Origin of the sequence: Moraxella sp. K23, from assembly GCF_041154765.1 — a bacterium.
GTDB lineage: Bacteria > Pseudomonadota > Gammaproteobacteria > Pseudomonadales > Moraxellaceae > Faucicola > Faucicola tetraodonis.
This window is the reverse complement of record NZ_AP031595.1, coordinates 342,145-365,675: the sequence shown is the minus strand read 5'-3', so window position 1 is coordinate 365,675 and position 23,531 is coordinate 342,145. Positions and strand designations below refer to the sequence as shown.

Genomic DNA, 23,531 nt, shown 5'->3' with positions numbered 1-23,531 from the left:
CTGATAAACGTGATATAGTGAAGACAGGTTCTAAGCGGGATTATTGGGCTTGTTCAATGGCTTTATTGATGCCACGCACGATTTTGTCATTACGCGCAATATCACGAACCGTCAGATGAGGCACACCCACATACCAACCGGTAGCGGTAATCTGATGGTCAAGAATGAATTGCTTGACAGTCGGGTCTTTAATCCCAGGCCAACCCTCTACATTGCCAAAAATCAAGTCCATCAGCTCTGGAATTTTGGTAGCAAAGTCATTGATGTAGGCATCCCAGTCGCCATCATAGGCGGTACAAAACAGGAGCTTAGTATCATTGTCTAAAAACACCAACCGCAAATCATGCAAGGTGCCTACATTGGTCGCCCCTGCAAGATTGCCTTTGGTGATTTCTAAAATTCGCTTGATACGAGCTGCCCCATCTTTGGTTAAGGGAGCGATGGCGGTGAGTTCAGACACTTTGCCTGATTTTAAGCCCTTTGCACCGGCACTGGTGACAGAATGGTCATAGCCATCATTAGCGCCCTCTTTGAAGTTTGCCATGAGCATTTGTGCTTTTAAAGCCACATCGTCTAATAAAGAAAGTTTTTCGTTGTTTTCAGTTGTCATGTTTTATTGCCCTTATAGTTCGTTGATCATTAAGTAAAGTGCTTGATTTAAATTTATTTATCCCATTGTTTTATTATTTAAGATTTAAATCTTTTTCATTATATAAGCCGTAAAAAGTAAAAAGCGTTAAAATAACTTTTATCACCCATAAAATTACAAAACTAAACTATTGATTAAAAAATGACATACTAGAAACCATAAAACCGAAGCATTAATTTAAAAAATTCTCATTACAATTAATAGATTATTTAACTTTTAAATATAAAATCTGTGTAGAAAAATCACTTTTCCTGCTATGTGGGACCTCAAAAAATTTGGGACCTTGGACTTTGATGATTAACTTTAGCAAAGTAGCTTGCTGGTCTAATCTCACCCTATAACTGGCTATCACTTTTAAAAAAAGGTCTATCAGTTAAAAGATTTATCAGTTAAAAGATGCTTATCATGGCTAGGGTACATTCCACTCACCCTGTCGGATGATAGATATAGATAGGTATAGACGAGACGCAAAACGTGCCTTAGTTAGCACGTTTTATCACAAGCATTTAAGACGCCTTTAATATGTCTTTAAGATGAAGTTAAGAGGCGATGGCGTGTTTGGGTGTTTCAGTGGCAGGTGTTTTTGAGGCTGCCGTGTCACGGGTTTGTTGCGGGGGTGCATAGTTGTTAGCGACAATTTCACCGAACGGTCCTGTCAAATTTGGCTTGACCAAGGTGTTTTGGGTGTCAATCGGTAATAATGGGAAAACCAATTCAGCAAAACGATACGCTTCTTCCAAATGTGGATAACCTGAGAAGATAAAGTTATCGATGCCCAAGTCGGCATATTCTTGAATACGCGTGGCAACAGTTTGTGGGTCGCCCACCAGTGCCGTGCCTGCGCCACCACGCACCAGTCCAATCCCTGCCCATAAGTTGGGCGAAATTTCTAAGTTATCACGGCGACCGCCATGCAATGCCGCCATACGCTGTTGTCCCACCGAGTCCATTTGGGCGAATTTGGCTTGGGCAGCGGCAATGGTGTCATCATTGACATGACTCAATAATTCATCAGCGGCTTGCCAAGCGGCTTCATTGGTTTCACGCACAATCACGTGCAGACGAATACCATAGCTTAATGTGCGACCTTTGGCAGCGGCTTTGGTTTTAAGCTGCTCAATCTTCCCTTTGACGGCAGCAGGCGGCTCACCCCACGTCAAATAACTGTCAACTTGTTCGGCAGCCAGTGTTTGCGCCGCCTCAGATGAACCCCCAAACCACAAGGGCGGATATGGCTGTTGTAGAGGGGGATATAGCAATTTGGCATCTTCGACTTGCAAGCGTTCACCGTTAAAGGTAAAGGATTCGCCTGTGTGCGAGCGGGTTAAAATCTCTCGCCAAATCGTGGTGTATTCACTGGCTGTCTGATAACGCGTGGCGTGATCTTCAAAGATGCCATCGCCTTTAAGCTCTTGTTCATCGCCGCCTGTGACCAGATTAAGCAGTAATCGACCATTTGATAAACGATCAAAGGTGCCTGTCATACGAGCGGCAAGCGCGGGTGTCGTCACCCCGGGGCGTAATGCCACCAAAAACTTTAAGCGAGTGGTCGCATCAATCAGACTAGCAGCGACCAACCAAGGGTCTTCACATGAGCGACCTGTCGGAATCAACACGCCTTCATAGCCAAGGTTATCGGCTGCCACTGCAATTTGCTTCATATAAGTATGGTCAACGGTTCTTGCCCCTTTACTCGTGCCTAAATAACGACTGTCGCCATGTGTCGGTATAAACCAAAAAATTTTCATCGTAACCCCTGCTTGTAAGCTCAAAAATTGATTAAGATAACTCACCTTTTGTCGTTGGCGTTTTATCGGTAGCCATAAGCTTAAAGCAAATATCGCGCAATAAAAAATAACAAAAACTGCTTTGGTTAGCACAAAAAATACTTAATAATTTTGCTGCTAACCCTATCAATTTAATCGCTAAAGCAGTGACATAAAAAAAGCTTTACAGTTTTCACCATAAAGCGTTTTTATCGTCAAATGAAGTCATATCAACAGCAGATAAACAAGCCCAAATCTTAAAAATAGCACAGCAAGCGAGACAACAAGCGAATTTGACGCGTATTACATCGGATGTAGCAGATGATAAGTTTTGCCAACTTGCTTATCAGTATTTAGCGTTAGCTGCTAGGTTGTATGGCATCATGCATTGTTGCTTGGGTTAACGTGGGGTTACACAAGGCTAAAAACTGATAGCCAAATCCTCGTAAAAAATGCCCTTGTCGCACCGCGAGCAAAGTGGTATTTTGATGAAATAGCGGCTCGCAACCCAGTAATGTTAACTGGGTATCTTTATTGGGATTGAATGCCATATCGGCGATAATACCAATGCCCATACCAAATTCCACATAAGTTTTTATCACATCAGAATCCAATGCGGTCATCACGATATCAGGCTGTAATTCTGCTTTGGCGAACGCTTCATCAATCATCGTTCGCCCGGTATGACCACTAATGTAAGTGATAATCGGATAATGGGCTATGTCGGCAAGCGTTACCTGTTCAAGCTGGGTTAGCGGATGGTTTGGCGGCACCACAATCGCATGATACCAGTGATAATAAGAAAAAGTCACAAGCTCGCTATAGCTTGACAAGGCTTCGGTGGCAATGCCAATATCCGCTCGTCCATCAAGTAGCATTGCCGCAATTTCTGGCGGTGCGGCTTGTAGCAATCGCAAATGCACTTTAGGAAAAAGCTGTTTAAACGCTTGCACAACGGGCGGCAAAATATAACGAGACTGGGTATGGGTGGCTGCGATGGTCAATTCGCCTTTATCTTGGCTGGTATATTGTTCAGCCAAGGTTTTGATATTGTTGGCATCATGTAGCATCCGCTCTACAATGACCAACAATTCTTTACCCGGCTCGGTCAAACCTAATAGCCTTTTACCCTTACGCACAAACAGCCCGACGCCAAGCTCATCTTCTAAGTCTTTGATATGTTTGGACACACCCGATTGTGAGGTAAATAATGCATTGCCTACTTCCGTCAAGTTATAGTCACAGCGCACCGTTTCTCGAATAATACGAAGTTGTTGAAAGTTCATAGTCTGTTGCCCCAAATAATCCGATAATGAATAAAATTAGTGTAAGCCGAGCGGCCTAGGACAACAAACGCCTATCAAACAAATTAATATTCCAAAATTACATATATCAATCACACAAAAAAACAAAATTAGAATAACCCAAACAGTTTGTTGCTCGGGTTATATTTACTCATACTGAGCTGGTGATGTCAGCTAATACACATACACACTAAGGCATGTGCCCTTTAGGCGACGGATGGATGGTTTTTAGGGAATGATTGAGTAGTTTGCGGGTGTAGTCTGGCTTCGGCACTCGATAAATCTGGCACTGCCACAGAGGGTAATATTTCGGCTTGTTCGACTTGTTTATTAATGCCTAACTGCTGATTGGCTTGCGCTGATTTTTCTTTAATGGCTTGGGCGCGTCGGCCTTTGGCGGGTGCCCACTCAAGTATCGGTAACGCGCGCGCCACCGCTAACACAATACGGTCACGCAACTGTTGGCTTGAGACGGTGTATTCTGGGGTAAAGTCTTTATCTGTCGCATACACGCCAATTGGTAATGTTTGGGCTTGGAAAAAACTAAACAATGGGCGAAGCTGGTGCTCTAGTACCAGTGCATGACGATCGCTACCGCCAGAGGCAGCCAACAATACCGGCACATCCACGAGCGCGGTTTGCTCCACAAAGTCAAATAAGTGTTTAAACAATCCGGTAAAAGACGCGCGATACACCGGCGTTCCTACAATCAAGGCGTCCGCCGCCTCAATCGCTGCCAAGTCGTTTCGCACACGTTCTGGCAGTTGGTTACGATAAATCGCCCCACTGAGTAAAGGCCCGATTTCACTCAGCTTGATAAAATGCACGTTGATGGGCGTGGCTTGTGCCAACTCATCTACAATATTTTGCACCAGACTTTCGGTTTTTGATGGTGTGTTGAGCCCACCCGATACCGCAACGATATTGAGTGGCATGGCTGGATTTGGTTGATTTGTGAAATTTTGAGTGATAGACATCTTTGTTCCTTAATTTAGTGTAATCAGATGAATCGATGACATGTCGATAACCTCATTAAACAAAAAATTAAGCCGCTTGTGAAACAACAATATCTGCATTATTTAGCTGATTTTTTGCTATATCAAATTTGCCATATCAAAGTCAAAGTGGCAGACCTGCATGACTACAATTGGCGTTTATCGACCCATTGAGCCAAACTATCGCCTGTGGCTTGCACCAACATCACCAATGTCACCAAAACCACAATGACTGATACCATCATTTGCACATCAAAGCGCTGATAGCCATAACGATAGGCAATATCGCCCAAGCCCCCCGCCCCAATCGCGCCAGCAATGGCAGACGAATTAATCATGGTGACAATCGTCACGGTAAACCCGGCAATAATGCCAGGCAATGCTTCGGGCAATAAGACATACCGAATAATCTGTGTACGGTTGCAGCCAATCGCTTGTGCCGCTTCTATGAGCCCTGGGTCAACTTCACGCAGACTCACTTCGGCAATTCGAGCAAAAAAAGGGGTCGCTGCTAAGGTTAACGGTACCACGGCTGCCCACACACCATAGCTTGTACCGACAATCATTCGAGTGGCTGGAATAATAGCCACCATCAATATCAAAAAGGGAATAGCACGCACGATGTTCACCGACCAACCCAAACTTAGATTGGTCAAAAATGACGGGGCAATACCTTGCTCGCTTGAATTGACCAATACCAATGCGATCGGTAACCCCAATAAAAACGCTAAAATCGCTGATACGCCAACCATAATCAGCGTATCAATCAACCCCGTCAGTAACAACTCAAGCATAACCGATTAACTCCACATGCAAAATTTGATTTCCCAAGCGATGCGCCAACTGGGCGACATCTAAACCCGTGGTTGCGACGCCAACGACGATATTGCCTACCAAGTAGCCTTGAATGGTATCCACTTGACTTTGATACAAAGAGACGGGCGCTTCAAATTGCGCAAAAATTGCTTTTAAATCAGGCGCAGATTTTACTGGGGCAACGTATCTTAGGTTGAGCAAGGTATGAGTGGCATTGTGTTTGTCGGTGAGTTTATCCTCACCCAAATCAATGGATGACTGATTATAGCCTAGTAATTCTTGGGTCATGGTGTGCATGGGTGAGGCAAATACTTTCCACACCGGTCCTGTTTCAACGATTTGCCCTTGGTTAATGACAATCACTTGGTCGCAAATATCTCGAATGACTTGCATTTCATGGGTAATGAGCACAATGGTAATGCCAAGTTTTTTATTAATTTGCTTGAGTAACTGCAAAATTAACTGGGTACTTTCTGGGTCTAGTGCTGATGTGGCTTCATCACACAATAAAATTTTGGGTTCATTCACGAGCGCCCGCGCAATGCCCACCCGCTGTTTTTGACCGCCTGATAGCTGGGAAGGATACATCAATGCTTTATCACTGAGACCCACCATCTCTAGCACTTGCGCCACACGTTTATTGATATCAGCCTGACTTACTTTGGCGACTTTTAGGGGCAAGGCGACGTTGTCTTGTACCGTTTTACTCGACAGCAGATTAAAATGCTGAAAAATCATACCAATGCCTTGTCGCAGCTGTCGCAGCTGTGCTTGGCTCAGTGCTGCCACATTGTTATCATCGATATAAACATGACCATCACTAATCGACTCCAAGCCGTTGATAATGCGTAACAACGATGATTTGCCCGCCCCGCTTTTACCGATAATACCCAGAATTTTGCCTGTTGGCACCTCAAGTGAGATATCTTTTAGTGCATGAATCGCTTGCGCTTGTCCTTGATAAAACTTATTGACCTTATCGATTCGGATATAGGGAGGTGATGAATGACTGTCATCTTGGGTAATATGAGTAAACGACTGCATAGCATGATCCTTTGTAATTGTTATGGCTAAAACTTGTTAACGCATTACGAGGTCCAACCTGGAAACCAAAGTTTCCCCCCGATTTCTTTATTTAGCACTTGTTTTACGTTAGGGGAAGTTTGATAAATGTGAATAAATTTTTTCAGCTGTTCGGCGCGCTCAGGATTTTTTTGGGCAAAATCATCCCGAGTGACAAATAAAATCGCATAGCGGTTGTTGGTAATATCATCAAAGACTAAAGCTTGATTAGGGTCAATGGTTTTGGCTAAGCGCAAATAATGCGGATAGCTAAACACCAAATCAGCATCATCAACCGCTCGTGCGGTCTGCGGCCCTTCGACTTCAATAAACTGCAATTGTTTTGGATTGCTGCTGATATCGTTTAAGTTAGACAGAAAATTATTTGGGTCTTTTAGCCCAATTAATTTTGCCTGTTGCAGCAGTAGTAGCGCTCGCCCTTGATTAACAGGGTCATTTGGCACCACCACACGGGCACGCGTCGGCAATGCTGCTAGGCTTTGGTATTTTTTAGAATACAAACCGACATGGGTGGCAACCCCTTTCCCCAAAGCCGATAGCTTATACTCTGGATGCTGTTTGAGTGCATTGGTTAAAAACGGCTGATGTTGAAAATAATTGGCATCGATGTCGCCACTGTTAAGTGTTACATTTGGGGTATTCCAATCCGTAAACTCGACCAATTTGACGTTGATACCTTGCTGTTTTGCCGCCGCGACTGCTTCTTTAAGTGGATTGGCAAAAGGCGGGCTAATACCGATGGTTAACGGATTGTCTTTGGTGACGTTTGATGCTTGGCTTTTATTGTAAAATGCCCAGCCGCTCAGTAACACCAAGACAGCAATGATAGTTACCCCTAAAACAGTAGCACGATGTTTTGCTGCGATTGCCATAATAGCTCCTTAAAAATGATGGTTTAAAAATAGCTGCTTAGAAATAGCTGCTTAAAACATAAAAAACTGATAGCACTAAAAAATGTCGTCTAAACAAGCGGTTAACATCGAAAGCTTTGCACTGGGTGTGAAATGAGTAATCGCTCACCTTTGCCAATGAGCTTGTGGCGTAGACTGCCTTGTTTGTATTCGGTTTTGAAGCGTCCACGACGTTGTAGCTCAGGAATGACATACTGGATAAAGTCCTCGTAAGACTCAGGCGTGACCGTGCGAGTGACGTTAAAACCATCAATTCCTGTCTCGTCCACCCAGGTTATCAATGCCTCAGCCACCTCGCGCCCATCACCCACGATTAGCGGATAGCGTCCCCCTAACCGATGCTCGGCTATCAGCTGCGCTTTGGTAACCTGCTGATGCTGAAAGCGCTGGTTCACCGACGCAATGCTATTGGTTTGTTGGTAGGCAATCACCTCATCATCGGCATACTGTGATAAATCAATCCCCACCGAACTTGAGTAATGTGCCAATCCTGCCTCGCTACTGGCATAGCCTTCATACTCCGCCAGTTTTGCTTGAGCAAGGTCGTGACGCTTGTCAGTTACTACTGTGATTCCCATCAGCACTTTGATGTCATTGGGATTGCGACCCTGTGCTTTTGCCAACTGGCGAATCGTCTCCACCTGCCGTTTAATCGCTGATTTTTCACCACCCCCAATAAAAATCGCCTCCGCGTGCTGGGTGGCAAATGCCAAACCTTTGGCTGATGCCCCTGCTTGAAATAGCACTGGCGTGCGCTGAATAGACGGCATCACTTGAAAAACGCCGTCACTTTGGTAAAAACGCCCTTGATGGTGAATCGCTTTTACCTTGGCAGGGTCAGTGAAAATGCGCGCCTGTTTGTCTATTTTGACTGCATCGTTTTGCCATGAGCCTTCCCAAAACTGGTAGCACAACTGCAAAAACTCGTCCGCTTGCTCATAGCGTACATCATGCGCCTTTAGCCCTTGATTACCAATCAACCGTTCAGCGCTGTCCAAATACCCTGTCACGATATTCCATCCCAAACGACCTTGGGTTAAGTGGTCTAGGCTTGCCATACGTCTAGCAAATTGGTAAGGCGTCTCATAACTTAAATTTACAGTGATACCAAAGCCCAAATGCTCAGTCACCGACGCCATGGCAGACACCAAGGTGGTCGGGTCATGGCTTGGCAATTGCACCGACTCTTTAAGGGTCACATCAATGTTATGTTGATAAACGTCATAACACCCTGTGATATCCGCCAAAAACAACCCATCAAACAGCCCTTGCTCCAAGGTTTTTGCCAAGCCTGTCCAATAGCTAAGCTCATTGAATCGATAAGATTCATCCCTTGGGTGCGTCCACAAACCATGATTGATATGCCCAGCGCAATTCATATCAAAGGCGTTAAGAATAATCGGCTTTGGCAGGTTATTTTCTTGTTTCACCGTCTCACCCATCACAACGTCCCTCGCCGTGGCGGCAATACCCCATTGAGTGCATAGTTGGCAATAAAGTAGTATTTCCACCGTGCCGCATCGTGCAAGGTATGCACCCGTGCGTTTCGCCAATACAGGTCTAGCCCTTTGTCACGTTGGCTACCGCGACTGCCTGCTAGCTCAATGAGTTGTGAGGAGGTTTTTAGTGCCACTTCGGTGCTTAATGCGCGCACTGCCGCGACCGCCAATGACGCTTGGGCAATATTTTGCTCATTGGGCGTTGGACGAGCGGCATCGATGGTTTGGGCAGCGTGTTTGAGTAACACCTCCACCGCTCGCACATCTGCCGCACTGCGCCCAATTTGCAATAGCGTGAGTGGGTCATCGGTGGCTTTATCCACGCCCGAATCAATCCAAGGACGAGCTTGCCGCACTTGTACCAAGGTTTCTTCAAACGCCCCACGTGCAATACCTGTCTCAATGGCGGCGTGCAACAGCTGGGCAAACGGCCCGCAAACCGTTGGGTTTTGATAGGCTTTATCAAAAGCAATGACATCGTCTTTATCCACAAAAACTTGGTCAAATAATACCGTGCCTGAGCCTGTGGTACGTTGACCAAAACTTTGCCAATCATCAATCAGCGTGAGACCTTTGGCATCTCGCTGCACAAATGCCAAAAATTCGCGGTCGTTGTCGTCTTTTACCAAAGTCGGAATACGGTGTGCAAACAGACTGCCTGTGCAGTAGAATTTTTCGCCATTGATTAGATAACCGCCTGGCGTTGAGGTGAGTTTGGTGGTTTTATCAACGGCATTTTTGGGCTTAAACTCAGCCAGCGCATTGCCTAGCCGCGCCCCTTGTAATACTTCAGCAAAAATTCGTTGCTGCTGGGCTTCTGTCCCTGTGTTTTTTAATACTTCTAACGCATAGTAATGATTTTGTGGAATTTGCCCAATCGCCCCATCTGCACCACTCAACAGCGCAATGATTTGAGCGACGGTCCAACTTGATACATCAGCGCCGCCAAAGCGTTTTGGCACGGTGATTGCCCATAACCCTGATTGGCTCAAGCTGTCAATTTCTGCAAAGGGTAATAGCCGTTCGCGGTCTCGTTTTATACGCGCTTGTTTAAACGATTGGGCAAGCTGATAGGCGATTTCTAATGCTTCGTTGTCCGACTTGATGATATGGGCGACGGGCGTAGGTTTGACTAGCGAAGCTTGAGCGTCCCTTACTGGACGGGTGATGGTATCTGACATGGTGTTTTCCTTACTTTCTAAATCCAAGCATGACGGTTGGGCAATTTGTGATTTAAGTAATAATCGCCCAATGCGTGCAACTTCCAGCGCACTGGGTCATGCAAAGTATGCACGCGGGCATTTCGCCAATGCTGATCCAAGCCATGCTCGCTAAGTGATGAACGACTACCGCCAATTTCAAACAGTTTTTCAGAAATCGTGAGAGCGGCGTCATTGGCATATACTTTGGCTTCTGCTACTTTGATAGACGCGAGTGCTGCCTCTTCTGCGGTGACAAAATCCAATCTATCCAGCGCATCCAAATAATCAGCCGCTTCTTGCAGTAATAGGATAGCCGCATCCAAGCGTACTTTTAACTTTCCCACTACTTGTAGCAAATACGGCTCAAAGCGCGCAGCTTCGACTTTGGCATCGACAATGGGACGGGCTTTTTTTGCCACAGCTAAGGTGTCTTCAAACGCCCCTTCTGCAATCCCGACATCAATCGCCGCTTGTATCAGCTGAGAATAAGCCCCTCGATAGGTCGGTGCATCGCTAAGCAAGCGCTCATCAAAAATTAGCTCAGGTAGGACTTTGACTTGGTTAAGTTTGACCGTGCCGCTTGAGGTGGTACGCAGTCCAAAACCATCCCAATCATCTACTACCTCAACGCCCGTTGCGGTTTTATCAATAAGGGTAAGTACCACATGACCCTCAGGGTGTAAGGCTTTAATCGCCAAGTAATCGGCAAAACTGCTGCCTGTTGAATAGAATTTTTCCCCGTTAAGATAATAACCATTGTTGGCAATGGTCAATGTCGTCGCCAAGGTTTTGCTGTCTTTGGTGTCACGTTCTGGCCCGCCATTGGCTAAGCGACTGCCTGACAAAATCTCACCAAAAATAAAGCGTTTTTGACTGTCATTGCCGATGATATTGATGATATTAAGTAGGCTGATTTGATTTTGTGGAATCAATCCAATATTGGCATCGGCTTTGCTCAAAATACGAAAGACCTCTGCCAAGGTGCGATTTGACACTTCGGCGCCGCCATATTGTTTGGGAATACGTATGCCGCCAAGCCCGGTTTGGCTAAATAGATCCATCACTGCAAAAGGCAATTGTCGCTGTTGGTCGCGCTCGTCGCGCTTGATGAGGGCAAAAGCCGCCACTTGCTTGGCAGCTTGAATGGCTTGCTCATCAGTGACAATGCGTTGCGCTTTGGCATATTTATCAAGTGGCTGATTAAAATCCGTCATGCTAATTCCTTACCGCTAAATGCTTGAATAAGGCATCATGGTAAAGATTTTTTTTCGCAAAGATAACCAAGATATTTTGCTATCTATAGCAAGAAATGTGATGAACAATATGTCATTTGATTGATTGGGTGAACATAAAAAAAGCCCATCAATCTTTTAATGGGCTTATATCAGGGCTTAGACCAACAGGTAAATTGTTGGATGAATTTCAAATTAATAACAAAGCTAATTTATCGCCATAGGTTTTTTCAAACCATCAAAAATATCCCCACTGTCGGCTATAATTTACTGTCAGCTGATATTGATTTTCATCGATACCCGCTGCTTTGAGGGCTTTTTTTAACTCCCACGTATCAAAGACGGCTTGGGAGCAATGATTGCTAAAGCCAAATTGCGCTAACACCGTCTTTGGCAATGGGATTTGACTTTTGATAGTGGTTGATTGGGTGATCATAAATTTATCCAATAGTTTGCAAACACATGGTTAGAGAGCCAATAGCCCAGCGGTAGATTGACCAAAACACCCGCTGTAAACGCAAGTACAGGTTTAATGCCCACGCTTGCCAATGCTTTAAATCGCGTTGTCATACCAATGGATAAAAACGTTAAGGTAAAAAACCAACCGCGATAGTCTTTGATAAGACCTAATGCTTGTTTATTAAAAGCTTCAGCGTTGGGTGCAATCAGTACAAATAAGGTCGTGATGATTGAGGCAATAAAAAAACCGATAATAAACTTAGGAAATCGACGCCAAATCTCTGATTTATCAATTCGCTCGTTCGTTGAAGCACGCTCCCAGACAGTGACCGATAAATAAGCTGCCAAAAATGCCCATAATCCAACAAACATATCTCGGCCTACCACTTTCATTAATGTAAAAGCTTGGGTAGCAGACTCATTACCAATCGCTTCAACCGCTGCAAAGCCAGCAGCATCTGCAAATTCAGACGTTCCAATCCAGGCACCAGCAATCGCAGGTGGCAAATCCAACAGCTTACAAGCAAATGGCAGCGCAAAAATCATAATTACCGCCCACACAATCACCAACGAAATTGACGCTGCCACATGCTCATGCTTGGCTCTACAGGCACCGCCAATGGCAATCGACGCTGACACCCCACATACCGAGCCACCTGCACCAAGGGTCGCTGCAAATCGGTTATCAAGCTTGAATACTTTTGTTGCTACGAAATAAATGGTAGAAAAAGTCACAACCGAAACAATTAAGGCTTGCACAATGGCGGCCGGACCCGCTTTTAAAATCGTAGTGAAGGGTAAGGTCGCCCCCATTAAAACAATACCAATTTTGACATAGTATTCGGTTCTCAGCACTTCCTTTAATTTATCAGCAATTGAGGTAAAATTGCCAAGTAACAGACCAATGAACAAGGCTACTAAAGGACTTTCTAGTTGCCATGCTTTGACGACCTTATTACTACTTAAAATCAAAATGCCCGCCGCCATCAAAAACAATAAGATAAATTTGGCTAAAAATGGGGGTAATTTTATTTCAGGTTGCGCGGATTTGGCACCCAAAAATAGCAATAACCCAAAACCAATCGCTAAGCTTAGCAGTCCTAGGATTGAATGGCTAACTAGGTTAAATAACTCACTAAAATCTGACCAAGGTTTTATTTTGACATTTAAGTTGGCGATAGGTATTTGCAATATATACAAGGTGCAAATCACCACCACAATAAATAGTCCCAGCACAACCGACCAATTATCCTCATTTTTTAAAAATTTCATGACCTCACGCTCCTTTCTCCCAGTATTGATATAGCACTTGTATCAAATGAAAAAGGCATTATTCCATAAATTATTGATTACACTTAGTAACCATAACTGATATGAATATAATAAATTCTGCTAACAGGCGGTACTGTGAGCGCATAATGTTTAGGTGGATTTTACTTACTGACTTAGCACCAATAAAAGCACTGAGCAAAGCTTCGGCTAGCCCAGACAGAAAAATCAAATCGATTAATTTTATCATTAAAAAAGCCCATTAATTTTTTAATGGGCTTTTGCTCAATAAAGGGTGCTAAAGGGTGGCAAAGAGTGCCAAAAGGTGTCAGTTGCTTGTCATTGAACGATTGACAGACTCAATGCACCGCTAAAATCTTATCAAGTACAATTTGCTCAAATGGCGCAGTTTTAGTCATATTATTACGGGGATGTGGCAATAAGATTGGCAAATCCAGTCCAATTTTGCCTTGTTCAATTAAAATCACCCTATCAGCCGTGATGACCGCTTCACTGACATCATGGGTCACTAAAATGACCGTAAATCGATGTTCTTGCCATAATTTGACCAACAGTTGCTGCATATCAAGACGGGTTAATGCATCGAGTGCCCCCAATGGCTCATCAAGTAGCAACAGCTGCGGACGATGAATAATCGCTCTAGCCAAAGCCACTCGCTGCTTTTGTCCCCCTGACAATGCCGATGGCCAATCATCAGCCCGCTCTGCCAAGCCGACTTCCGCTAACGCTTTCAACGCTTGCGCTTTCCAGTCTGGCGTTTTTAGCCCAAGCCCCACATTTTCCAGTACCGTTTTCCAAGGCAACAATCGGTCATCTTGGAACATCAGCCGCGTAGATTGTCGCCATGCCTGAGGTGACATGGCTTGGTTGGCAATTGACATGGCTGTCAACTCCCCGCTACTCGCTGTTTCTAACTGCGCAAGTAAACGCAGCAATGTTGATTTACCACAGCCACTGTGCCCGACAATAGCAATAAAATCCCCACTTTGAATGTGCAAATCTAGGTTTTTAATGACTTCTCGATTGTCAAATTTTTTGACCACATTTGTTAAGCTTAAAGCCAATCCTGCTGAGGTTTTTAATGGCGTTCTGGATGACGCTGACAATGGTGCTGACAATGGCGTTGACATTAGTGTGCTCCTTGTTGGTAAGCGGGGTGCCATTTGAGCCAAACAAATTCAAGCTTTTTGGCAATAAAATCGGCTAAAAACCCTAATAATGCATAAACCAAGATTGAAAACATAATGATATCAATCTGAAAAAACTCGCGAGCGTGCATGGCTAAATACCCAATGCCTGTGGTGGCCGAAATGGTTTCCGCCACAATCAGCGTCAGCCACATAATGCCCAATGAAAAACGCACCCCCACCAAAATACTCGGTAATGCCCCAGGTAAAATCACTTCTTTAAACAATGCCCAACCTGTTAAATCATAGCTTTTTGCCATCTCGACCAGATGTTTATCCACATTACGCACACCATGATAGGTATTCAAATAAATCGGAAAAAATGTGCCAACTGCCACCAAAAAAACCTTTGCCGCTTCATCAATCCCAAACCACACGATGACCAAGGGAATTAATGCCAAATGTGGAATGTTTCTCAGCATTTGAAAGGTGGTATCCAATAAGGTGCGAAATACAGGCAAAGTGCTGGTCAATAGCCCAAACCCCAACCCAAACAACCCGCCAATCAACAACCCAGCAAACGCTCGCAGCGCACTAATGCCTAGATGCTGCCAAAGCTCACCACTTTTTATGAGTTCATAGCCCGCTTGAAGAACGGCACTGGGTGACGAAATATTTTTAAGGTAAGCCTCAGGCAGTAATTGATAACTTGCTACCAGTTGCCAACCCGCCAACATAAGTAATGGCAACCACCAACCCCCTGTACGCGCAAATAGGGTTTTAACAACCTTGCGGGTTGACAATGTCTTGACTGGCGCATTCACCCTTATCGGTTTCGTCGGTAGCGGCTTTGATGCCGCGACCACTGAATTATCCGCAACAAAACTTGACGTTTTCATAAACAATCTCTCAATGCAAATTTATCTTTATTAAGCTAACTGTTAAAAGCCTAACTGTCGGCTGTATCGCTTCAACGTAGTAAGTGCAAGCTAGCGTCATAAAGGTTACCTACCCTTTTTTACTAGGTTTTTACTAGCTTTTTACTAGCCATGTTTTTACTAGCCATAGGGTTTACTTGGGTGGATACCAGACAATATCTTTTACCTGTATTTGTTTTGGCAGCAATTTATTTTTATAAAAAGTATCCGCTTCTTGCTGCTGCGCTTGAATGATGTCATCGGTGATATAGTTGACACCGTAGTTTCTTGATTTCACCGAGGCTAACGCCACGTCAGGTTTTAGATTGGTGACTTTTTGGATCATTTTGCTAAAAGTTACCGGGTCAGCGGTAATGGCTTTATCCGCTTCATCAATGGCTTTGACAATGTCTTTAACCACATCGGGATGTTTTTGAGCAAAATCCGTTGATGCCAAATAAAACGATGTATTATTGGGCTTAAGACCTGTAGCATCGGTCAAAACTCGCGCTTTTAGCTCAATTTTGGCACTCGATAGATAAGGCTCCCAAACGGTCCAAGCATCCAATTTCCCCGATTCAAAGGCAGCACGGGCATCAGATGGCTGTAAATACTTGACATCTATGTCAGCAAAACTCAATTTGTCACGTTCCAATGCTTTTAGTAATGTATAGTTAGCACTAGAGCCTTTAGTCACCGCCACAGATTTACCTTTTAATTCAGCCACTGACTTTAAGGTTGAATTGGCGGGGACAATGACGGCTTCAGACTGTGGTGAAGGTTTTTCATAGGCCACATACACTAGATTACTACCTGCAGCTTGGGCAAAAATGGGCGGCGTGTCCCCTGTGGTGCCAAAGTCAATATTGTTGGTATTTAGCGCTTCTAGCATCGGCGGTCCCGATTGAAACTGCACCCAATTGACTTTGATGCCTGATTTTTCGAGCGACTTTTCAAGCAGCTTACTTTCCCGCAGATACACCAACGCTCCTGAACTTTGTAATCCAATACGCACTTCTTCAAGTGGTTTTGCATCACCGCTCTTAGCGTCATTGGTCTGTGCTTCATTGGTGTTTGCCGCATTGGCAGATTTGGTGGTATTTTGCTGGCAACCTGCTAATAGCAAGCTAATACTAAACCCCGAAATAAGTAGAGCAGAAACTTTTTTCATTACAACACCTTATGCAATATTTAGGACAATTTGTCCTTATCCTCAAAATTTTTCATTTTTTTCGATATGAAATGCTATCAAGCGCTATCAAACATCATCGAATGGCGCTATTATTCCACAGAATAATAACAAAGCTTAATAATTATAATTGATAAGAATATAGAGGAATTTGCTAACCGCTTTAATTTATTGTTTATTGATAGCGGAAGGGTGTGTGGACAGATAAATGCTATTCTGCGTAGAGAAAAACATAGGGCGCAATCGCTACAGCCAGTGCTGGACCGTTCATTTATTCGGGGTAATAATAGCGGACAAACATTCCTAGATTGTTGTTCGTGTATTTGTAAAATGCGTTATTCTCTTAGTCATGCCGTGAAATAGCTTGCCATAGGATATCAAACAAAGGATCAAAGTCAGCTGTCATCGGTTTGGCAGCGTTTCTTAACACGTGCATCAGCCCCAATCGGGTGATAAACCCCATAAACACATCTAATAAGGTTTTAAGCGAGACATTTTGATTAAGCTCCCCACGCTGCTGCCCATCCGACAACACTTGCAAAAAAGCTTCCATCAAATCCTTGTTTTCATAAATGGCAATATGTTGATAGTGGGAGACAGGAATCGCTGTAGAAAAAAACAATACCGCATCAGGATTGTGGTCAACAAAATCAAACATCACCCATAGCGTCTTACGCAGCCGGTCTTTGACACTATCAATACCGCTCAAATGGTCAATCATTCGAGCGGCTAGGCGACTAAGCACTCGATCTAAAATCACATAAATCAGCGTGTTTTTATCGCCAAAATATTTATACAAGGTCTGCAGTGACACGTTCGCGTGTTTTGCAATTGACTGCATAGTCACACTATCCGCAGCGACCTCACTCTCACCACTGGCATACAGTGTAATCACACTTTTTTCGATTTTATCTAAGGTTGCAGGTCGTATCTGCGCAAGTAAGGTTAAATCACCCATTGTATTACTAGGACGTCCAAGCGTCATTGGCTTTTTCAACGCAGTCATAACATTCTCTATTTAGATATTTAAAAAATAGTAATATAGGTTACCATATCTGCAGACAATATTGTTCTCATTTTTTATCTTTGTTATGATGGCGGCATTATTTGGCTATTTAATCATAATCTTAGGGTTTTTAGTTAGTATTACATTGGTAATATAAATTACCTTTATAATATAATTTAAGGATAAATAACTATAAATACCCGAGCAATTTTTTAAGGTAGTAATTAATATTACTATTATAACGGTTTAATTAATCTCTCAATAACGAACGAGGAATCAAGGATGATCAACCATTTTGAATCAAGCTGGATGAACGAAGAAGTCGCCATACTAGAAGAGACTGCCAAGAAGTTTTTTCAAACTTGGATTGATAAAGACATCGAGTGGCGAAAAAACGGCATGATGGATAAAGAAGCATGGCTTGAAGCAGGCTCGATGGGCTTTTTATGTGCATCGATGCCTGAAGAGTATGGCGGTGCCGGTGGCGACTTTCGTCATGAAGCGGCATTGATTTATGCCCAAGCCGATGCGGCCTTGAGCGGATTTGGTGGCTTTTTGCATTCAGGTATTGTGGCACCTTATATCTTGCATCATGGCAGTGAACAGCAAAAACAGCGTTGGTTACCAAAAATGGCAACGGGCGAATTGGTTGGTGCGATTGCGATGACCGAGCCAGGGACGGGGTCAGATTTACAAGCTATCAAAACCTATGCCGTTAAAGACGGTGATGACTACATTTTAAATGGTTCTAAAACTTTTATCACCAATGGTCAGTTGGCCAACCTAATTATCGTCGCTTGTAAAACCGACCGCGAAAAAGGCGCTCAAGGGGTATCTCTCTTGGTGTTAGAAACCGATGGTCTAGCGGGCTTTGAGCGGGGTCGCAACTTAGAGAAAATCGGTTTATCGTCACAAGATACCTCAGAGTTGTTCTTCAATAATGTGCGTGTCCCACAAAAAAACTTATTGGGCAGTGTTGAAGGCATGGGCTTTATTCAGTTGATGCAAGAGTTGCCACAAGAACGCTTAATCATTGCTTTGGCGGCGGCGGGGGCGATTAAGAAATCAATTGAGCTTACCATCGAATATACCAAAGAACGCCACGCCTTTAACAAGCCTGTGTGGTCATTTCAAAATACCCGATTTAAACTTGCCGAATGTAATGCGGACTACCTTGCCGTCAGGGCGATGTGTGATGCGGCACTCGAGGCCCATCTTAACAAAAAACTGACCGTACAACATGCCGCTCTATTAAAAGCCTTTACCACGGATAAACAAGCCAAAGTCACGGATGAATGCTTACAGCTATTTGGTGGCTATGGTTATATGCTGGAGTATCCGATTGCCCGATTATATGCTGATGCCCGAGTGCAAAAAATCTATGGCGGTACCAATGAAATCATGAAAGAGTTGGCGTCTCGTTTTATGTAACTCATCGTTTTATATGGCTGCGCCACTTTTTAGCCAGCCTAGATATTAGTATCAGATATTAGCATTAGCCATTAGCCATTAGCAATTGACAAATTTTAATCATGATTAAGGAAAATCAAATGAGTAATACCGCTTATATTTATGATGCTATCCGCACCCCGCGTGGCAAAGGCAAATCCGATGGCAGCTTGCACCAAGTCGCTCCAATTTGGTTAATCAGAGAACTGCTGACAAATTTACAGTCGCGCAATCAGTTGGACACGCAGTTGGTGGATGATGTGGTACTAGGTTGTGTCACCCCTGTTGGTGAGCAAGGCTCGGATATCGCCCGAATTGCGGTAATTGATGCCGGTTGGGCAGAATCGGTGGCAGGCGTTACCCTATCACGGTTTTGTGCATCAGGGTTAGAGTCGATTAATTTAGCCGCAAGCAAAATCATGTCGGGCATGGAAGATATGGTGGTGGCAGGTGGCGTGGAGTCTATGAGCCGTGTCAAAATGGGGTTAGACGGCGGTGCTTGGTACATGGACCCACGCGTCAATACCGCCACCGGCTTTGCCCCACAAGGCATCGGCGCTGATACGATTGCGACCTTAGAAGGCTTTAGTCGCAGTGATGTTGATGCATATGCTACCGAGTCTCATCGCAGAGCCCAGCAGGCTTCTGAGCAAGGGTATTTTGCTAAATCGATTATTCCTGTTAAAGATATCAATGGTCTGATGATTTTAGACCATGACGAAACCATTCGCGCTGATACCAGCGTTGAGCGCTTGGCAGAATTAAAGCCCTCGTTTGCCATGCCAGGAAAAATGGGCTTTGATAAAGTGGTCTTAGATAAATATGCCACGATTGAAAAAATTAACCATGTGCACCATGCCGGTAACTCATCAGGTATCGTTGACGGGGCCGCGTTATGTCTGCTTGGTAGTCAATCAGCGGGACAAGCGGCGAATTTAAAACCCCGTGCCAAAGTCACGATGGCGGCAGTGGTGGGGTCAGAACCGACGATTATGCTAACAGGTCCGACACTGGCCGCAAGAAAAGCCTTAGCCCGGGCGAATATGCAGGTGTCTGATATTGACCTATGGGAAATTAACGAAGCGTTTGCAGCGGTGCCAATGAAAACGGCAAAAGATTTAGGGCTTAATATGGATATCGTGAATGTCAACGGTGGTGCGATTGCTATGGGACATCCATTAGGCGCAACAGGAGCAATTTTGATTAACACTTTGTTAGATGAATTGGAGCGTCGTGATTTGACCACTGGACTTGCGACCTTATGTGTCGGTGGCGGTATGGGTATTGCCACGATTATTGAACGTGTTTAAGTCGCCTATTTAATTGAATTAAAAAACTGAAGAAAAAAGGATGTTTCTATGACCAGTCTTACCAGCCAAGCGGCGAATCAATTGGCCAATTTTTCTGCCACTGACGACGATAATACTGTCATTTTGACCATTCAACAATCTCGCAAAATGAATGTGCTTGATGAGCATTTTAGCAATGATTTAGAAAAAATCGCTCAAAGTTTTATTGAAGACAAAGACAGCAAAGGGCTTATCATCACCAGCGATAAAGATAGCTTTATCGTGGGTGCCGATATCGACCAATTTGCCAATATCCAATCCCCCAAGCAAGCTTTTGATTTTGTTGAACATTTCAAAAAGGTGTTACGCAGCCTTGAAACCTGCGGTAAACCTGTCGTCGCTGCATTAACAGGCACTGCCTTAGGTGGCGGGCTTGAAGTAGCGTTGGGCTGTCATTATCGCATTGCCGTTGACCAACCGAATGCCAAATATGGCCTGCCTGAAGTCAAATTGGGCTTGTTACCTGGGGGCGGTGGTACGCAGCGTTTAATGCGTCTTGTCGGTATGCAAAAAGCGTTAGAGTTGATGACCCAAGGCACTAAGCTTACCACCCAAGCCGCTCATCAGCTTGGCATTATCGATGCGGTAGTTACTGATAAAACATCACTGATTGAACAAGCCAAACAGTGGATTCATGAGCACCCAACCGCTCAGCAGCCTTGGGATGTCAAAGGCTTTAAAATCCCTCAAGGTAACGCCTTAACCCCGCAAAATGCCCAAATGCTGAGCATTGCCCCTGCGATGGCAAATCAAAAATCGCATGGCAACTACCCTGCCATTACCCACATTTTATCCTGTGTGTTTGAAGGTAGCTTAGTGGACATCGATACTGGTCTGGCGCTTGAGTCTCGCTATTTTGCCGCCTGTGCCATGTCACAAGTGTCAAAAAATATGATTGGCACGCTTTGGCACCAACTCAACAGCATCAACAAGGGCCAATCTCGTCCAAAATCTATCCCGCCATACCAAACCAAAAAAGTCGGTGTGTTGGGTGCAGGGATGATGGGTGCAGGTATTGCCTATGTCTCTGCTAAGGCAGGCATTGACGTGGTATTGCTCGATACCACGATGGAAAATGCGGATAAAGGCAAAATGTATTCAGAAAATTTGCTGGATAAAGCGATTGCCAAAGGCAGAAGCAATGATAGCAAAAAACAATCCTTGCTGGACAAAATTCAAACCACCACGGATTATGCAGATTTAGCGGATTGTGACTTGGTGATTGAAGCGGTGTTTGAAGACCGTGATATTAAAGCCAAGTGTACCCAGCAAACAGAAGCAGTCACCGCTAGCGATGCGATTTTTGCGTCAAATACCTCAACCTTGCCAATTACCGGTTTAGCCAAAGCGAGTGGCCGTCCTAAGCAATTTATCGGCTTACACTTTTTCTCACCTGTCGATAAAATGCCGCTTGTGGAAATCATTATGGGCGAGCAAACCGATGAAACTACGTTAGCCAAAGCCTTTGACTATGTATTACAAATTGGCAAAACGCCGATTGTGGTCAATGATAGCCGTGGTTTTTATACGTCTCGTGTGTTTGCCACCTATATCACCGAAGGCTCTGCTATGCTCTCTGAGGGCGTCCATCCCCGTCTGATTGAGGTAGCTGGTATCAAATCAGGTATGCCTGTCGGACCGTTGGCACTGCAAGACGAGGTGTCTTTAGGTCTGATGCTGCATATTAATGAGCAAACCAAAAAAGACTTACAAAAAGAAGGCAAAGAAATGCCGCATCACCCCGCCGATAGCGTGGTCGAGCTGATGGGCAAAACCCACGGGCGTTTGGGTAAAAAATTCGGCAAAGGGTTTTATGACTACCCAGAGGGAGGTGAAAAACAACTGTGGCCCGGGCTATCAAACTTATTCCCTGTCGCAGACAAGCAGCCTACTCAGCAAGAGCTTATTGACCGTTTTATGTGTATCCAAGCCAATGAAACCGCCCGTTGTTATGAAGAAAACGTGATTAATTCAATCGCAGATGCCAATATCGGCTCTATCTTTGGCTGGGGATTTGCCCCGCATCATGGGGGTACCTTGCAGTTTATTAATGCCTATGGCGTTGATAATTTTGTCGCACGCAGTCAACAACTTGCCGAGCGTTATGGTGAGCGCTTTGCCCCTGCCCAAGTTTTAGTAGCTATGGCAAAAGCGCATAAGGAGTTTGTTAATGAATGACGCCATAGCCGCACTGGGTATAGCTGACTGCTTAACAGGGCTAAAAGTTATTGACTTATCACGCAACTTGCCGGGTCCATTTGCCACACGACTGCTCGCTGATTTGGGGGCAGATGTGATCAAGTATGAACCCAAGTCAGGTGACCCTGCACGGGCGTTGGGCAATTTGTTTGATGCTTTAAATCATGGCAAAGCTTGTCACAAAATGGACTTCAAACACCCCGATGATATTGCTAAGCTTAAAAGCGAAATTGCCACTGCTGATGTGATGATTGATAGTTTCCGCCCCAACGTATTAGAAGGCATGGGACTTTCGCCACAGGCACTGCTTGCGGACAACCCAAAGCTGGTGATTGTTTCCATCACTGGCTATGGTACGACGCCCAACTGGGCGGATAAAGCCGGGCACGATATCAACTTTATGGCAATGAGTGGCGTACTTGACCAACTCAAAACCGCATCGGGTGAACAAGCCATGCCCAATGTTCAATTTGCCGACTTGGCTGGCGGGAGTGACACAGCGGTTATCGCTTTATTAGCGGCCGTTGTCAATGCCAAGCTAACTGGCAAAGGTCGCCATATCATCATCAGCATGACCCATAGTTTATACAACCATTTGGTGATGCCAAAAGCGACGGGGAAATTTGTCAAAGCATTAACACAGGTAACACCGACGCCTGAGCAGGATTTTTTAGGCGGCGTGCTGCCATGTTACCGGCTATATCAGACACAAGACGGTCGTTATATGGCAGTCGGTTCGCTTGAGCTAAAGTTTTGGCAAGGCTTGTGTCAAGCGTTAGACGTTAATGAACATGCGGCTAGCCATTGGCAAATGGGCGTACTGCCTACTCATCCGCAGAGCCAAGCCGCTGCCAAGGCTATCGCCCAAAAATTTGCCTCGCAGCCACTTAGCCACTGGCAGCACTACTTTACCCAATTTGATGTGTGCGTGACGCCTATTTTAACCTTGGCAGAAGCCGCCTGTCATGAACTATTTGCTAATCAAGATGAGTATGGTAATGTTAAGCTTTGGTGTGATAATGATTGCAACTAGGCTATTCATTTGCGTCACTATCAACTCAAGGCACAGTAATTGATAGTAATCAAAAA

20 protein-coding genes are annotated in these 23,531 nt (G+C 44.6%); 4 read left to right on the top strand and 16 right to left on the bottom strand.

All coding sequences use genetic code 11. The features are described from left to right. Positions 1-40: 40 nt before the first annotated feature. From ACAM37_RS01530 to ACAM37_RS01455, 16 genes are all read right to left on the bottom strand, one after another. The gene (locus tag ACAM37_RS01530; protein WP_369626378.1) at positions 41-610 is read right to left on the bottom strand and encodes a hypothetical protein; all 570 of its coding nucleotides are present in this window, start codon (positions 608-610) and stop codon (positions 41-43) included. A gap of 578 nt (positions 611-1,188) precedes the next feature. After that, positions 1,189-2,397, bottom strand: a complete 1,209-nt coding sequence (gene ssuD, locus ACAM37_RS01525; protein ID WP_369626377.1) for an FMNH2-dependent alkanesulfonate monooxygenase — start codon at positions 2,395-2,397, stop codon at positions 1,189-1,191. 377 nt (positions 2,398-2,774) lie between these two features. After that, a complete protein-coding gene (locus ACAM37_RS01520; protein WP_065253420.1) occupies positions 2,775-3,701 on the bottom strand; it encodes a CysB family HTH-type transcriptional regulator in 927 nt (308 codons plus the stop codon). 224 nt (positions 3,702-3,925) lie between these two features. Next, positions 3,926-4,654, bottom strand: coding sequence for an FMN reductase (msuE, locus tag ACAM37_RS01515; protein WP_369626812.1), 729 nt, complete (start codon positions 4,652-4,654; stop codon positions 3,926-3,928). A gap of 206 nt (positions 4,655-4,860) precedes the next feature. After that, positions 4,861-5,508, bottom strand: coding sequence for a methionine ABC transporter permease (locus ACAM37_RS01510; RefSeq protein ID WP_007117073.1), 648 nt, complete (start codon positions 5,506-5,508; stop codon positions 4,861-4,863). After that, positions 5,501-6,574, bottom strand: coding sequence for a methionine ABC transporter ATP-binding protein (locus ACAM37_RS01505; protein WP_369626376.1), 1,074 nt, complete (start codon positions 6,572-6,574; stop codon positions 5,501-5,503). Before ACAM37_RS01505 ends, ACAM37_RS01510 begins: the two co-directional genes overlap by 8 nt. 44 nt (positions 6,575-6,618) lie before the next feature. Beyond that, positions 6,619-7,485 carry a MetQ/NlpA family ABC transporter substrate-binding protein gene (locus ACAM37_RS01500; protein ID WP_369626375.1) on the bottom strand — a complete coding sequence of 289 codons (867 nt, stop codon included), beginning with the start codon at positions 7,483-7,485 and terminating at the stop codon, positions 6,619-6,621. A gap of 101 nt (positions 7,486-7,586) precedes the next feature. Then, entirely contained in the window at positions 7,587-8,966 is a 1,380-nt protein-coding gene (locus ACAM37_RS01495; protein WP_369626374.1) for an LLM class flavin-dependent oxidoreductase, read from the bottom strand. Beyond that, positions 8,966-10,204: an SfnB family sulfur acquisition oxidoreductase gene (locus tag ACAM37_RS01490; RefSeq protein ID WP_369626373.1), complete on the bottom strand. Its 1,239-nt coding sequence runs from the start codon at positions 10,202-10,204 to the stop codon at positions 8,966-8,968. Before ACAM37_RS01490 ends, ACAM37_RS01495 begins: the two co-directional genes overlap by 1 nt. A gap of 17 nt (positions 10,205-10,221) precedes the next feature. Next, on the bottom strand, positions 10,222-11,439 hold the full coding sequence (locus tag ACAM37_RS01485) for an SfnB family sulfur acquisition oxidoreductase (RefSeq protein WP_369626372.1): 1,218 nt from the start codon (positions 11,437-11,439) through the stop codon (positions 10,222-10,224). A 256-nt stretch (positions 11,440-11,695) separates the two neighbouring features. Continuing rightward, positions 11,696-11,893 (bottom strand): hypothetical protein, encoded by a 198-nt coding sequence (locus tag ACAM37_RS01480; protein ID WP_204155600.1) that lies wholly within the window; start codon positions 11,891-11,893, stop codon positions 11,696-11,698. Next, on the bottom strand, positions 11,890-13,188 hold the full coding sequence (locus ACAM37_RS01475; protein ID WP_369626371.1) for a YeiH family protein: 1,299 nt from the start codon (positions 13,186-13,188) through the stop codon (positions 11,890-11,892). The genes ACAM37_RS01480 and ACAM37_RS01475 overlap by 4 nt, the downstream gene beginning before the upstream one ends. 356 nt (positions 13,189-13,544) lie before the next feature. Then, the gene (locus tag ACAM37_RS01470; RefSeq protein WP_198001260.1) at positions 13,545-14,336 is read right to left on the bottom strand and encodes an ATP-binding cassette domain-containing protein; all 792 of its coding nucleotides are present in this window, start codon (positions 14,334-14,336) and stop codon (positions 13,545-13,547) included. Then, positions 14,336-15,232 carry an ABC transporter permease subunit gene (locus ACAM37_RS01465; protein WP_257619666.1) on the bottom strand — a complete coding sequence of 299 codons (897 nt, stop codon included), beginning with the start codon at positions 15,230-15,232 and terminating at the stop codon, positions 14,336-14,338. Before ACAM37_RS01465 ends, ACAM37_RS01470 begins: the two co-directional genes overlap by 1 nt. A 172-nt stretch (positions 15,233-15,404) precedes the next feature. Beyond that, entirely contained in the window at positions 15,405-16,421 is a 1,017-nt protein-coding gene (locus ACAM37_RS01460; RefSeq protein ID WP_369626370.1) for an aliphatic sulfonate ABC transporter substrate-binding protein, read from the bottom strand. 361 nt (positions 16,422-16,782) lie between these two features. Next, complete coding sequence (locus tag ACAM37_RS01455; protein WP_227715569.1) at positions 16,783-17,445, bottom strand: TetR/AcrR family transcriptional regulator; 663 nt, start codon at positions 17,443-17,445, stop codon at positions 16,783-16,785. A 282-nt stretch (positions 17,446-17,727) separates the two neighbouring features. Here ACAM37_RS01455 and ACAM37_RS01450 point away from each other — a divergent pair, with 282 nt between their 5' ends. The 4 genes from ACAM37_RS01450 (at position 17,728) to ACAM37_RS01435 (ending at position 23,475) form a co-directional block, all read left to right on the top strand. Then, complete coding sequence (locus ACAM37_RS01450; RefSeq protein WP_065253426.1) at positions 17,728-18,876, top strand: acyl-CoA dehydrogenase family protein; 1,149 nt, start codon at positions 17,728-17,730, stop codon at positions 18,874-18,876. Between the two features lie 119 nt (positions 18,877-18,995). Then, the gene (locus ACAM37_RS01445) at positions 18,996-20,204 is read left to right on the top strand and encodes an acetyl-CoA C-acetyltransferase (RefSeq protein WP_007117086.1); all 1,209 of its coding nucleotides are present in this window, start codon (positions 18,996-18,998) and stop codon (positions 20,202-20,204) included. 48 nt (positions 20,205-20,252) lie between these two features. Further along, the gene (locus tag ACAM37_RS01440) at positions 20,253-22,421 is read left to right on the top strand and encodes a 3-hydroxyacyl-CoA dehydrogenase NAD-binding domain-containing protein (RefSeq protein ID WP_369626369.1); all 2,169 of its coding nucleotides are present in this window, start codon (positions 20,253-20,255) and stop codon (positions 22,419-22,421) included. After that, positions 22,414-23,475 carry a CaiB/BaiF CoA transferase family protein gene (locus ACAM37_RS01435; RefSeq protein WP_369626368.1) on the top strand — a complete coding sequence of 354 codons (1,062 nt, stop codon included), beginning with the start codon at positions 22,414-22,416 and terminating at the stop codon, positions 23,473-23,475. Before ACAM37_RS01440 ends, ACAM37_RS01435 begins: the two co-directional genes overlap by 8 nt. Positions 23,476-23,531: the final 56 nt, after the last annotated feature.